Origin of the sequence: Metabacillus mangrovi, from assembly GCF_009711125.1 — a bacterium.
Lineage (GTDB): Bacteria > Bacillota > Bacilli > Bacillales > Bacillaceae > Metabacillus_B > Metabacillus_B mangrovi.
This window is the reverse complement of record NZ_WMIB01000001.1, coordinates 359,327-372,502: the sequence shown is the minus strand read 5'-3', so window position 1 is coordinate 372,502 and position 13,176 is coordinate 359,327. Positions and strand designations below refer to the sequence as shown.

The following is a 13,176-nucleotide window of genomic DNA, read 5'->3' as shown; positions in this document are numbered from 1 at the left end:
AGGATTTTAATTTTGCCGTGTTGAAACTTTTATACAAGAAACGTTTTGCAGAGGAGGGAACTACAATGATGACCCCTGTTTCTGTCCATGAAAAAAAGGATTTTATCCGCTGGTTTTTGAATCATTATCAGCTGAAGCGGAGGGAGTGTGTCTGGATCCTCAACTACTTGATGAGCCATGATGCCTTGATGGAGCGGGTCCATTTTGTTGAACAGGCACAGTATTGCCCGCGCGGCATCATCATGTCCACTCACTGTGTAGAAGAGGTGCCTTTCCGCTTTTACAAAGAAAATGTGATGACGACCGATGCTGAAAAATCCTTCCACGATATCCGTCTGAACAGAGATGAAGAGCTGTATATTCAAATCAATTTCCGGTCCGCTTATCAGTCTCCGCAGTATGCAGCCGTTATGGAAACGAATCCGTTCATGCCAAAGCATCTCAACGGCAATGAGAAGGACCGTCTTATTGCGGAGCGCGTGATTGAAACCGCCCTTCAAACCTATCAAAAAGATAAACTTTTGAAAATGATTGATGAGGCACTTGACCGAAATGATAAGGCGGCATTTACCAGCCTGTCAAGCCAGCTGAACAGCTTAAAATGAGCGAAAAGCCCTCTCCATTCGAGGGCTTTTTTTCTTGTATTTTCTAAAGGTGGGATAATATTCTCAATTTTCTGCAAGAGATTGAATTTATCTCATTAACGTGTGAAAATAATATGGAAACGTTTGCAAGTGCAAACGTTTCCACAATTGAATAACAGGGGGAAAGTTATGAGAGGGCATATCAAAGGTGGCATATCCATTATTCTTGCTTTTGTTCTGCTGCTGACTTCTTTTAGCAGTGCGTCCGGAGCGTTGGCTTCAGGAAAATTGCAAGCGGTTGCATCAGATCAGGAATACAGCTACACCATCCATTATTACCGGAATGATGGCAAACCTGAAAACTGGGATCTATGGGTTTGGGAAGACGGAAAAGATGGAAGAGAAGCAGATTTCAGCGGATCAGCAAATGGTTTCGCGAAGGCTGAAGTTAAAGCTTCCTCCAATAAGCTGAACGTGATCGCCCGTCCAGGTGACTGGACTTCACAGGAAATGACCAGAACCATCACTGTGCCGGACGGCAAAAACACTGTGGAAGCCTGGATTGTGGAAGGGGATGCATCTGTCTATTACAGCAGAGGGGATGCGAATGTCGGAGAGCGGATCACATCGGCGATGATGGACTCCATGGACAGGATCACAGTGAGTACCTCTCATCCGTTAAAAGAGGAAGATGTAAGCGCTATTAAGCTGAAAGATTCTGCCGAAGATAAAGAAATACCGGCTGTCATAAAAAAAGTAAAGGATAATCAAGTCCTTATCCTGATCAATGATCCGGCATCGATAGACGTCCGGAACGCGTATACGGTTGAAAGTGCGCGGTATGGGAAAGGGAAGGTCACAGTCCGGAAAGCACTGGATGACCGGAAATTTTACTACGGCGGCACGGACCTGGGAGCCGTCTATACCCCCGCTGGCACATCTTTTAAAGTGTGGGCGCCTACAGCGCAGAAAATGAGCCTCGTGCTTTACGATGAGGCGGGTGAGTATAATGCTCAAGGAACCGTCCAGGATCACAGCGGCGGGGAAGAACAGGAAATGAAGAGAGCAGACAACGGAGTTTGGTCTGCTGAAGGCTCTGGAGACCTGCAGGGCAAGTTTTATATGTATAAAGCAGAATTCACGGACGGAACAGTCAATTATTCAGTTGATCCGTATGCAAAAGCAGTAAGTGCCAATGGCCAAAGATCAGCTGTTATCAGTTTGGATGGCACCGATCCTGAAGAGTGGAAGCCGATGGACAAGCCTGCCGTTTCGTCACCTGCGGATGCTTCTCTTTATGAGCTTCATGTCAGGGACTTCTCCATCAGTGATGATTCAGGTATTGAAAACAAAGGAAAATTCAAAGCTTTCACAGAAACGGGCACGAAAAACAGTGCGGGAGATCCGACTGGGATCGACCACTTGGATGAGCTTGGCATAAACTACGTCCATTTGCTGCCTTCCTATGATTTTAAAACAGTCAATGAACTGAAGGTCGATGACCCGGATGCAGCCGATCCGAAGTTTAACTGGGGCTATGATCCTCAGAACTTCAATGTTCCTGAAGGCTCTTATTCCACCAGCCCGGAAGAACCGGGTGTAAGGATCAAAGAATTCAAAGAGATGGTTCAGGCGATGCATAAAAAAGGAATCAGGGTTGTCATGGATGTCGTATACAACCACACATTTGAAATTGATAACGGACCGTTCAACAAACTTGTCCCGGGCTACTTTTACAGGACCAGTGAAAACGGCTCGTACACAAATGGAAGCGGAACAGGTAATGAAGTCGCTTCTGAGCGCCCGATGGTCCGGAAATACATCAAAGATTCCGTTAAGTACTGGGCGGAGGAATATGGTGTTGACGGATTCAGATTTGACCTGATGGGTCTGATTGATGTAAACACGATGGAACAGATTACGAAAGAATTGAAGGAGCAGGTTGATCCAACAATCCTCGTGTACGGTGAACCTTGGCAGGCTGGAGGATCTCCGCTCGCGGAAAGTCTTCAGACATTGAAAGGCTCACAGAAAGACAAAGGGTTCGCAGTGTTCAACGATAACATCCGCGGTGCGATCAAAGGCGGAAGTGATGATGCATCCAAAGGCTTTGCAACTGGAGAAAAAGGCCGCGAAGATGCGATCATCACAGGGGTGAAGGGCTCTTATACAGACTTTACAAATTCACCAGCTGAATCCATCAACTACGTAACAGCCCACGATAATCTCAATATGTGGGATAAAGTGATCAAAACGCAGGGACTGGGAGAAAAAGAAGGCTTTGTAAACATTAAAGACGGGAAGCTGCAGGGAGAAGATGCTGCTGCATTTAAATCGGTGGAAGAAGCAGTTGCAGCGGCTACACCGCATCATGCGGTCGATGTTAAAAACGAGCTTGAAAACGAAACGGTCAAACGTTCCTTGCTCGCAAACGGCATCGCCATCACAGCACAGGGGATCCCATTTATTCATGCGGGAGATGAAATGCTGAGAACGAAATATGGCGACCATAATTCGTATAAGAGCCCGGATGCTATCAATCAGATCGACTGGTCCGATGTCTCAGCATTCGATGAGGTCAATGATTACTATCAAGGGCTGTATGAACTGCGTAACGCGCATCCTGCCTTTAAAATGACGGCAAAGCAGGACGTCGAAAATCATCTGCAAGTCCTTCAGAAGCAGGATCAGCTCATCGCGTATCAGCTGAAAAACCATGCCAACGGAGACAAGTGGAAGAACATTATCGTCATCTATAATGCCGCTAATGAAACGAAAAAAGTAACCGTGCCGGCATCTGCTTCAACCTGGAAGACGGTAACAGACGGAAACCGTGCAGGAGTTAAAGTGCTGAACGAAATCAGCGGAACCGCTGTGGATGTTCAGCCGCTATCCATGATGGTCCTGTATGATGAAGAACGGACGGAAAAACCGGTTGCATCGTCCATCACACTGCCATCGGAAAATCTGTTCCTCGATGATCAGGAATCCCGGTTCATCCAGGCTTCTGTAAAAGATCAGTTCGGCGGACTGATGAAAGAACAGCCTGTAGAATGGACCAGCGGAGATGAATCTGTTGCAGCCATCGACCAAAGAGGAAAGATTACTGCGAAGAAGCCAGGCAAAACGACGGTAACGGCAAAGAGCGGACAAGCAAAGAAAACAATGAATGTAACGGTTGAGGACATCCAGCCTGCTTCGATTGAACTGCAAAGCAAAGATTTTGTTTACGAATCAGGCTCCATACAGATTCAGAGCACGGTAAAAGACCAGTTCGGCCAAAAGCTGACGGATGCTTCCATCGAATGGACTTCATCCAATCCAAAGGTCGCAGCTGTTTCTTCATCAGGGGAAGTCACCGGATTGAATACCGGTAAGGCTGTCATCACAGCTAAAGCAGGATCAGCTGTAGCCTCAAAGACAATAGAAGTGAAGAAATATGTTCAGAGATATGTAGAGTTTACGTACAAAAGAGGGGATGGCCAATATGATGGCTGGAACATCTGGACATGGCAGACCGGTGTGGAAGATGGAGAAAAGCGTTTCTCCAAAGTAACAGATGCCGGAGCAGTGGCCAGGTTCCCGATCGGCCCTGATACGAGCCGCATCGGATTCGTACTCAGGAAAGGAACCGACTGGGCTGAAAAAGATGCTTACGGCCAGGACCGCTATATTGAAGCCGATCTCGCCCAGTCTGTGACGAAAGTGACCGTTACAAGCGGCGTCGGTCCAATTGAAACAGTGCCGGCAGTTAAAGGCCCTGTTCTGAAAGATGGCAAGCTCACCTTCTATTACAGGGACCAGGAGCTTTATGAGCAGGGAACGCAGGAAAAGATTGAGAACGTATCAGTCAAGATAAACGGAACGTCTTACAAGATGGTATACGACAGCAAAAACCAATATTTCAGCTATACGATGGAGAACCTGAAAGAAGGAAACTATGAATATACGTTCCTCGTCACTAAAGACGGGCAGACATCCGAAGTAAGCGATCCGTATAATACCGATACCAATGGGAAATCGATTGTGAAATATGCTGTGCCGAAGATCGATGTAACGGCAGAAGCCTATCCTAAAAAAATATCATCGAGAGAAAATGCCGTCATCACTGTATCAGCTAAAGGAGACGGGGCAGAAACGGCAGAAATGAGCATTGATTTAAGAGCGCTGGGAGGTTCGGAGAAAACACCTGTTGATCCTGCGCTGAATGAGATTAGTGTAGCTGTTAAAGACAATGTGACAGCGGGTGTGAAGAAGCTTCCGATTACAGTGAAGGACCAGTACGGCAACACGCATAAAGGGATGGCACAGCTTGAAGTGAAGCCTGTTCAAGTGAAAGGATCCGGTAAGGATCAATTCGACTGGGATGAGGCGAGAATTTACTTTATGCTGACGGACAGGTTCTTTGATGGGGATTCATCAAACAACAACCCGAACAAAGAAAACTACGACCGGAACCATCCGGAAACGTATCACGGCGGAGATTTTGCCGGCATCACCAAAAAGCTCGACTATCTCGAGGATATGGGAATCAATACGATCTGGATCACTCCGATTGTCGATAATGTAGACTGGAACATCCGGACAGGAAAAGAGGGTCCGCAATATGCTTATCACGGGTATTGGGCGAAAGACTTTACAAAACTGGACGAGCATCTTGGTGATATGCAGGCGTTCCAGAAGCTGATTGACAAAGCGCACGACAAAGGCATGAAAATCATGGTCGATGTCGTATTGAACCATGGCGGCTACGGGCTGAAGGACGGCGGACAGCAATCCATCCGCAACTATCCGACAGTAGAAGATGCCCTCCGCTTCAAAGACATGTTCCGTGATGGAGGCACAGATGTCATCAAAGGAGAACTTGCAGGTCTGCCGGACTTTAAAACAGAAGATCCTGCTGTCAGAAATCAGCTGATCAAGTGGCAGACCGACTGGCTGAACAAAGCGAAAACAAAAAGAGGCGATACGATTGACTATTTCAGGGTCGATACAGTCAAGCATGTAGACAGCACAACGTGGAGCGCCTTCAAGAATGAACTGACAAAAATTAAACCGGACTTCAAACTGATCGGTGAAAATTACGGGGCGAGTGCTGACAATACCGGCGGCTACCTCGGCACAGGCCAGATGGACTCCCTTCTTGACTTCGGATTCAAATCCGACGCGGCAGCGTTCATCAACGGAAACATTGAAGCAGCCGAAGCAAGTATGCAAAAACGGAACAGCATGCTGAACAACACCGCTACGCTCGGCCAGTTTTTGAGCAGCCATGATGAAGACGGCTTCCTCGTCTCCCGCGCTGGAGGAGACAAATCAAAGCAGAAGATTGCAGCGAGTCTGCAAATAACCGCTAAAGGCCAGCCGGTCATCTATTACGGGGAAGAACTCGGCCTTTCCGGCAAACACGGCGGTGATTTTGACAAAGGGGAATTTAACGAAAACCGCTATGATATGCCATGGGATCAGGTGAAAGGCAATGACCTTGCTGTCCATTATGCAAAGCTCCTTCAGACAAGAAAGCACTACTCGAAAGTTTTTGCAAAAGGAGACCGTAAAATGGTGGCAGGCGGAGATGAAGAAGGCTACCTCCTCTTCTCCAGAAAATATGAAAGCCAGGAGCTTTTAGTCGGCATCAATACAACAGATCAGCCGAAGCAGGTCACACTCCCATCTGATTCAAAAGTGAAAGATCTGTACAGCAATAAAGATTATCAAAAAGGCAAAGATGGAAAAGTGACTGTGACGATTCCGGCAAGAGCGGATGGAGGAACAGTAATTCTTACGAAATGGAAGCATTAAAAATTTTCTGAATACAATAAAAAAATGTAGTAAAATGAAGACAATAGGGCATGTCCTTATTGTCTTCTTTTAGGATAATAAGAGAAAGGGAGGTGAAATATCATGAAATGGGCTGCAAAGGATGCAACCGCTTTGGAAAAAGAAAAAGAATACATAGACACTGCGGTGATCCCGCTGATCCCTGCTGGCACCGGTCCTGATTTTCTGCAGACTGTGCAGCTTGGGGAATTTGCGCTGCTGCTTTCTGAAGAGCTCGAAAGAAGGCTGCGCGGCAGAGTGATGCTCAGTGTTCCATTTACATATCTGCATAAAGAAGAAGGCGTGGAAGAACGGCTGCTTCACTGGAAGGAAGACGCAGAGAGAGCAGTCCGGCATGTCTTTTTCCTGACTTCAGATCCCCGCTGGAAGACAGCGGCGGAGCTTCAGGACCGGCTCATCTGGATTCCGTCCATGCCGCTCCACACACTGGACCATGCTGTTGCCGAACAGCTTCTTGACAGTCATCTTGACCAAATTATGAACATTTTATTACAATTTTGGAACTGTAAATGAAAACCCTATCATTATACTTTTTTCCATATGTGGATGATATTGACCCTCTTGGCAGATTGATATATCATTAGAATGTCCTAGTACTATAAATTTTTACAGCCTTGCATCCAGACTTCATCTAAAGGGGATAGAAGGGGGAGGAAGATGAGCGAGAGAAAACACGGGGTATCGAGAAGGCAATTCCTCAACTATACGCTGACGGGAGTCGGCGGATTTATGGCTGCAGGAATGATTATGCCAATGGTCCGGTTTGCCCTTGACCCTGTTCTGCGTCCCGTAGCAGGCCAGGATATGGTTCAGGTGGTAAAGGTGGACGAAATTACGGCTGAGCCGAAGCGTTTTAATTTTAAAATCAAGCAGGTGGATGCCTGGTACAAGTCAGATGAACCGCGTTCAGCATGGGTATACAAAGATGAGAAGGGTGACATTGTAGCGCTCTCTCCTGTATGCAAGCATCTTGGCTGTACGGTAAGCTGGAACGGCGATCCGGAGAACAAAGACCAGTTTTTCTGTCCGTGCCATTACGGCCGTTATGAAAAAAACGGGAAAAACATTGCCGGAACACCGCCTCTCGCGCCGCTTGACATCTTCGAGCAGCAGGTCAAAGACGGGTATCTTTATCTCGGCAAAGCCAAGAAGAAAGGAGCTTAGCAGATGCTGAACAAAATTTATGACTGGGTGGATGAGCGTCTGGATATAACTCCTTTATGGCGGGATATTGCCGACCATGAAGTGCCCGAACACGTGAATCCGGCGCACCATTTTTCTGCTTTTGTCTACTGCTTCGGAGGCCTGACATTTTTCGTTACCGTTATTCAGGTGCTGTCAGGAATGTTTTTGACCATGTATTATGTTCCGGATATCAAGAATGCATGGGAATCGGTCTATTATCTTCAAAATGAAGTAGCTTTTGGCCAGATTGTCCGCGGAATGCATCACTGGGGAGCAAGCCTCGTCATCGTGATGATGTTCCTGCACACACTGCGTGTCTTTTTCCAGGGGGCCTACAAAAAGCCGAGGGAACTGAACTGGATCGTCGGAGTGCTGATCTTTTTCGTTATGCTCGGTCTCGGTTTCACGGGTTATTTGCTGCCCTGGGATATGAAAGCGCTTTTCGCGACGAAAGTAGGCTTGCAGATCGCAGAGGCGACCCCGCTGATTGGAACGCAGGTTAAAGTCCTCCTGTCGGGGCATCCCGATATTGTAGGGGCACAGACACTGACCCGTTTTTTTGCGATACATGTATTTTTCCTTCCGGCCGCCTTGTTCGGATTGATGGCAGCCCACTTCCTGATGATCAGGAAACAGGGGATTTCCGGACCGCTGTAAGGAGGCATGCTGCTCTATAACCGTCATTAAAAAAAGGAGGGGGATTCATGCATCGCGGGAAAGGCATGAAATTCGTCGGGGATTCACGTGTTCCTGCCGAAAGAAAACCGAACATTCCGAAAGATTATTCAGAGTACCCAGGTAAAACAGAAGCGTTCTGGCCCAATTTCCTGTTAAAGGAGTGGCTTGTCGGCTCGGTGTTTCTTATTGGGTTCCTATGCCTGACAGCTGCTCATCCATCACCGCTTGAGCGGATTGCCGATCCAACAGACACCGGCTACATCCCGCTGCCTGACTGGTATTTTCTATTTTTGTACCAGCTGCTGAAATACACATACGCGGCCGGACCCTATACTGTTCTTGGTGCAATCATCATGCCGGGCATCGCAGCAGGAGCCTTAATCCTCGTTCCGTTCCTAGACAGAGGGCCGGAGCGCCGTCCTGCCAAGAGGCCGGTCACGGTCGGTATGATGCTTCTCGCCACGGCAGCGATCATTTTCCTGACGTGGGAGTCCGTATCGACCCATGACTGGGAAAAAGCCGCCGAGCAGGGAAAAATCCAGGCGGAAGCAAAAATTGATACGAGTTCTGAAGGGTACAAAGTATTTCAGGAGCAAACGTGTGTATCCTGCCATGGAGATAATCTTCAGGGAGGGGCTGCGGGTCCTTCGCTTGTGGATAACGGTCTGAAGCCTGAGGAAATTGCGAAGATTGCCAAAGAGGGAAAAGGTTCGATGCCTGGGGGGATTTTCAAAGGAACAGACGAAGAGCTGAAGGTGCTTTCCGATTTTGTCTCCAAAGTTTCTTCGAAATAAACGAATCTAAATATGAAAAGCTGACAATCTGTCAGCTTTTTTATATGATATTAAGTGGTAAATTCACTTGAAATGGGCTGTGATGATGAAATTTATTCAATTTGCTTTAATCCAAAGACCGTTTTTATGGCTGCTTTTTGCAGTAAACCTCCTTGGAACGATTTACGGCTATTATTGGTATATGGGCCAGTTCGTTGTGACACCTGCGCATTTTTTGATTTTTGTGCCAGACAGTCCAACAGCAAGTCTTTTCTTTACGATCGTACTTTTCCTTTATTTGATAGGGAAACGGTCGGGCCTGATGGAGGTTCTCGCTGTCGTCACCCTTTTCAAATACGGTATCTGGGCGACTGTCATGAATCTGCTTGTCTTATTGACAACAGGCGATCTTGAGCCTGCTGGATACATGCTGATGGCTTCACATATGGCGATGGCCATCCAGGGGCTCCTGTACATACCATTCTACCGGTTTAAAATGAGCCACCTGATTATCGCTGCCATCTGGACGCTTCATAATGATGTAATTGACTATGTATTCGGACAGATGCCGATCTATTATTCCTTAATGGATTATATGCCGAATATCGGGTATTTTACGTTCTGGCTGAGCATTGCTTCTCTCGGCATTGCCTACTGGTTCGTGATTAAAGAGAAAAGAACGAGACTCGAGATTATTTAATCCGTGTCACTGACTGGTCTAATCTTGTCCTTCCCCACATATTTTTTACTAGATGATTGGTGGGGGGACAAACATGAAACGATGGACAGCGTGCATAGTGATCCTGCTTTTTCTCTTCTCGGGAAGCAAAGTAAAGGCAGAAGAGCCGCCGGACCGGTGGAAAAGTTTATCTGAAACCTCTTACAGTGCTTTTCAGCTTGCTAAGCAGGGACGCATAGAGGATTCCTTAAAAGTACTGAATTATTTCTCCAGGCAATTTCAGGACCAGGGAAGTAATTCGTCTGTATCAGGGCGGACAGTCCGCACCATTTCATCCGTCCATCAGAATGCGGTGGATGCACTGATGAACATGAACAGCGGCGAAGAAGATAAGGTGAGGGCCGTCACCCAGTTCCACATGGTAGTAGATGCTGCTTTTACAGAGAATGAACCGCTGTGGAGTTCAGCAGAACCAAGTATAATGGCAGCTTTTCAGAATATGAAAAAAGATGCAGCAGGCGAAGCGGCCGCGTTTGAGCAGGACTGGAATGAATTCCTCGGCTTTTACGAATTGATTTATCCATCGGTGTCCGTTGATGTGCCGCCTGATCAGATCCGGAAAGTAGACGCTCTCATTACCAGCGGGAAAAATCAATGGGTGGAGAGCGGTTCGGAAAAAGAGAAGGTCGAACATCTGACAGCCATGGAATCTGAATTTCAGCAGCTTTTTGACAGAGTAAAAAAAGACGAATCCGACCCATCGCTGATTTGGGTCATCATCTCAACAGGCGGAATCATCATCTCCACTCTCTTTTATGCGGGCTGGCGAAAGTTTAAAGGAGAAAAGCAGGGGGAGAGGGAAAGAGAGCAGTAAACAGGAGAGCAGCTGGGTGCTGCTCTTTTTGCTGTCCCGCAGGTTTAGGTGATCCGAAACGAAGCTTTTTGTAAATGTGTCGAAAATAAGATTGTGAAACTGTGAACAATTTGAGGAGAATTCGTGAAACGTATAGATTGATGCATGGCAGATGCGTATACTTCATCTACAATACACCTTCGAAATCGAAAAGGAGGAACCGCACTTGTTTGAATATGATCCGGTTTTATACAGCCGAATACTAACAGGACTAACGCTCGCCGTTCATACCATCTTCTCTACATTGGGAGTGGGTGTTCCGCTGTTGATTGCTCTCGCTGAGTGGATCGGCATTAAACGGAATGATGATCATTACCATTTGCTCGCCAAAAGATGGGCGAGGGGGTATATCATAACCGTTGCTGTAGGAGTCGTGACAGGAACCGCAATAGCGTTGCAGCTCAGCCTGCTGTGGCCTAAATTCATGCAGGTTGCCGGCCAGACGATCAGCTTGCCGCTGTTCCTTGAAACATTCGCTTTTTTCTTTGAGGCCATTTTTCTTGGAATCTACTTGTATACGTGGGACCGCTTTAAAAACAAAATGTACCACCTGCTGCTGCTGATTCCTGCTGCGCTCGGGGCCACAGCATCCGGCTTCTTCATTACGACGGTTAACTCATTTATGAACGCACCGCTCGGGTTTACTTATGAGAATGGAGTGCTGTCCAACATTAATCCGTTTGCAGCTATGTTTAATCCGGCTACACCCACTAAGGTGTCTCATGTATTATCATCAGCCTACCTGACCGCGGCTTTTGTGCTGGCTGCCATCTCTGCCGTAGCCCTGTTACGGGGAAGAAATCATGTTTACCATAAAAAAGCACTTCACCTTTCTATGACTGTCGCCTTTGTTTTTGCAGTAACGACTGCGCTTGTAGGTGATTTGTCAGGAAAATATTTAGCCAATTACCAGCCAGAAAAACTGGCTGCTGCTGAATGGCATTTTGAAACGGTGGAAGAGGCTTCCTTGATCCTTGGAGGAATTCTTGAGGAAGACGGTGAGATTAAATATGCCCTCGAAATTCCTTATGCGCTGAGCATACTGGCGCACGGAACACCGGATGCCGAGGTGACCGGACTTGAAGAGTTTCCTGAAGAAAACTGGCCGCCGCTTGTTGTCCACTATATGTTTGACACAATGGTCGGTATCGGGATGGCTCTTGCCCTGATTTCCTTCCTGTACCTTTTCTTCTACAAGAAAAAAAAGTGGAATCCTTATAATAAACCGCTCCTGATGATGATCGCAGCAGGAGGTCCGCTTGCCATGATTGCGATCGAAGCCGGCTGGTTTTTTGCGGAAGAGGGACGTCAGCCCTGGATTATCAGAGGGGTCATGAAAACGGCAGAAGGGGCAACCACCTCACAGAATGTGGACCTTATGCTCTATTTATTCGCTGCGCTCTATCTGATCCTGATTGTTTCCGCTGCTGCCGTATTAATCCGCACATTTAAAGGGAATCCGGCAGAAAAAGAACTTGAAAAAACAGGGCTCGACAGGAGGGATGGAGATGAGCTATGAGATCATCGGGATTACGGTGCTATGGACCTTTTTATACGGGTATGTCATTGTTGCATCCATTGATTTTGGCGCAGGTTTCTTCAGCTATTACGCATCGGTCACCGGTAAAGGAAATGTCGTTAAAAAAGTAATCAACCGGTATTTGTCTCCGGTGTGGGAGGTCACCAACGTCTTCCTGATCTTTTTCTATATCGGGCTTGTCGGTTTTTTCCCGGAGGTTTCCTTTTACTATGGAACAGCACTGCTTGTTCCTGGAAGCATAGCGGTGATTCTGCTGGCGATCCGTGGTTCTTACTATGCGTTTCATCATTACGGCAGCAAAGCACGCAGCTGGTATCAGCTGCTCTACGGCGCGACAGGCCTCCTCATCCCGGCATCTCTTTCTACCGTCTTTACCATTTCGGAGGGCGGCTATATAGAAGTGGCCGGACCGGACGTTTCCCTGAACTATAGTGCTTTGTTTACAAGCTCTTATTCGTGGGCGGTGATTCTTCTTGCAATCGTAAGTGTTCTCTACATTTCAGCTTGTTTTTTGACCTTTTATGCACACAAGGCAGGGGATCAGGAAGCGTATGCTGTGCTCCGGAAATATGCCCTTTCCTGGAGTGCTCCGACGATTCTTGCAAGTATTCTCGTTTTCTGGGCGATGAGTAGCCATAACTCTGTCCATTTTGAGAAAATGCTGGACCTCAGCTGGATGTTCGTGCTCTCCTTCCTCTTTTTCCTCGGAGCCGTTTATCTGATCTGGAAAAAGAAAAGACCGGGCATCTCATTCATTCTGGTCATGCTTCAGTTTGCATTTGCCTTTTACGGGTACGGAGCCGCGCATCTCCCCTATTTGCTCTATCCGTACCTGACCATTTATGGAAGCTTTACAAATGACACAATGGCCATCACGCTGATCATTGCATTCCTGGCAGGATTTTTCCTGCTTGTTCCATCGCTGTATCTGCTGATGAGATTATTCCTGTTCAATAACGACTATGTGCAGGGAAGAAAATAGG

10 protein-coding genes and 1 pseudogene are annotated in these 13,176 nt (G+C 47.1%); all 11 read left to right on the top strand.

The features are described 5' to 3' along the window. Positions 1 to 65 precede the first annotated feature (65 nt). The 11 genes and pseudogenes from GKZ89_RS01995 (at position 66) to GKZ89_RS01950 (ending at position 13,175) form a co-directional block, all read left to right on the top strand. Positions 66 to 605 (top strand): ReoY family proteolytic degradation factor, encoded by a 540-nt coding sequence (locus GKZ89_RS01995; RefSeq protein ID WP_155110690.1) that lies wholly within the window; start codon positions 66 to 68, stop codon positions 603 to 605. Positions 606 to 773: 168 nt separating this feature from the next. Continuing rightward, positions 774 to 2,831 (top strand): annotated as a pseudogene (pulA, locus tag GKZ89_RS21565) (type I pullulanase); the annotation flags it as partial. 387 nt (positions 2,832 to 3,218) lie between these two features. Then, on the top strand, positions 3,219 to 6,386 hold the full coding sequence (locus GKZ89_RS21560; protein WP_430696670.1) for an alpha-amylase family glycosyl hydrolase: 3,168 nt from the start codon (positions 3,219 to 3,221) through the stop codon (positions 6,384 to 6,386). Positions 6,387 to 6,488: 102 nt separating this feature from the next. Beyond that, complete coding sequence (locus GKZ89_RS01985; protein ID WP_155110688.1) at positions 6,489 to 6,938, top strand: DUF2487 family protein; 450 nt, start codon at positions 6,489 to 6,491, stop codon at positions 6,936 to 6,938. A gap of 144 nt (positions 6,939 to 7,082) precedes the next feature. Next, positions 7,083 to 7,589, top strand: coding sequence for a QcrA and Rieske domain-containing protein (locus GKZ89_RS01980; RefSeq protein WP_155110687.1), 507 nt, complete (start codon positions 7,083 to 7,085; stop codon positions 7,587 to 7,589). 3 nt (positions 7,590 to 7,592) lie between these two features. Beyond that, positions 7,593 to 8,267, top strand: coding sequence for a menaquinol-cytochrome c reductase cytochrome b subunit (gene qcrB, locus GKZ89_RS01975; protein ID WP_155110686.1), 675 nt, complete (start codon positions 7,593 to 7,595; stop codon positions 8,265 to 8,267). Positions 8,268 to 8,314: 47 nt separating this feature from the next. Further along, the gene (locus GKZ89_RS01970; RefSeq protein ID WP_155110685.1) at positions 8,315 to 9,082 is read left to right on the top strand and encodes a menaquinol-cytochrome c reductase cytochrome b/c subunit; all 768 of its coding nucleotides are present in this window, start codon (positions 8,315 to 8,317) and stop codon (positions 9,080 to 9,082) included. Between the two features lie 85 nt (positions 9,083 to 9,167). Next, on the top strand, positions 9,168 to 9,761 hold the full coding sequence (lhaT, locus tag GKZ89_RS01965) for a lipoprotein heptaprenylglyceryl N-acetyltransferase LhaT (protein ID WP_155111085.1): 594 nt from the start codon (positions 9,168 to 9,170) through the stop codon (positions 9,759 to 9,761). Between the two features lie 73 nt (positions 9,762 to 9,834). Continuing rightward, a complete protein-coding gene (ypjB, locus tag GKZ89_RS01960) occupies positions 9,835 to 10,614 on the top strand; it encodes a sporulation protein YpjB (protein WP_162356368.1) in 780 nt (259 codons plus the stop codon). A 205-nt stretch (positions 10,615 to 10,819) separates the two neighbouring features. Next, the gene (locus GKZ89_RS01955; protein WP_155110683.1) at positions 10,820 to 12,172 is read left to right on the top strand and encodes a cytochrome ubiquinol oxidase subunit I; all 1,353 of its coding nucleotides are present in this window, start codon (positions 10,820 to 10,822) and stop codon (positions 12,170 to 12,172) included. After that, on the top strand, positions 12,162 to 13,175 hold the full coding sequence (locus GKZ89_RS01950; protein WP_155110682.1) for a cytochrome d ubiquinol oxidase subunit II: 1,014 nt from the start codon (positions 12,162 to 12,164) through the stop codon (positions 13,173 to 13,175). The genes GKZ89_RS01955 and GKZ89_RS01950 overlap by 11 nt, the downstream gene beginning before the upstream one ends. Position 13,176 lies beyond the last annotated feature (1 nt).

Bases quoted from the DNA above. Each gene is read 5' to 3' on its own strand.
- GKZ89_RS01995 (WP_155110690.1), top strand. From the start codon at position 66: ATGATGACCCCTGTTTCTGTCCATGAAAAAAAGGATTTTATCCGCTGG.
- GKZ89_RS21560 (WP_430696670.1), top strand. From the start codon at position 3,219: ATGACGGCAAAGCAGGACGTCGAAAATCATCTGCAAGTCCTTCAGAAG.
- GKZ89_RS01985 (WP_155110688.1), top strand. From the start codon at position 6,489: ATGAAATGGGCTGCAAAGGATGCAACCGCTTTGGAAAAAGAAAAAGAA.
- GKZ89_RS01980 (WP_155110687.1), top strand. From the start codon at position 7,083: ATGAGCGAGAGAAAACACGGGGTATCGAGAAGGCAATTCCTCAACTAT.
- qcrB (WP_155110686.1), top strand. From the start codon at position 7,593: ATGCTGAACAAAATTTATGACTGGGTGGATGAGCGTCTGGATATAACT.
- GKZ89_RS01970 (WP_155110685.1), top strand. From the start codon at position 8,315: ATGCATCGCGGGAAAGGCATGAAATTCGTCGGGGATTCACGTGTTCCT.
- lhaT (WP_155111085.1), top strand. From the start codon at position 9,168: ATGAAATTTATTCAATTTGCTTTAATCCAAAGACCGTTTTTATGGCTG.
- ypjB (WP_162356368.1), top strand. From the start codon at position 9,835: ATGAAACGATGGACAGCGTGCATAGTGATCCTGCTTTTTCTCTTCTCG.
- GKZ89_RS01950 (WP_155110682.1), top strand. From the start codon at position 12,162: ATGAGCTATGAGATCATCGGGATTACGGTGCTATGGACCTTTTTATAC.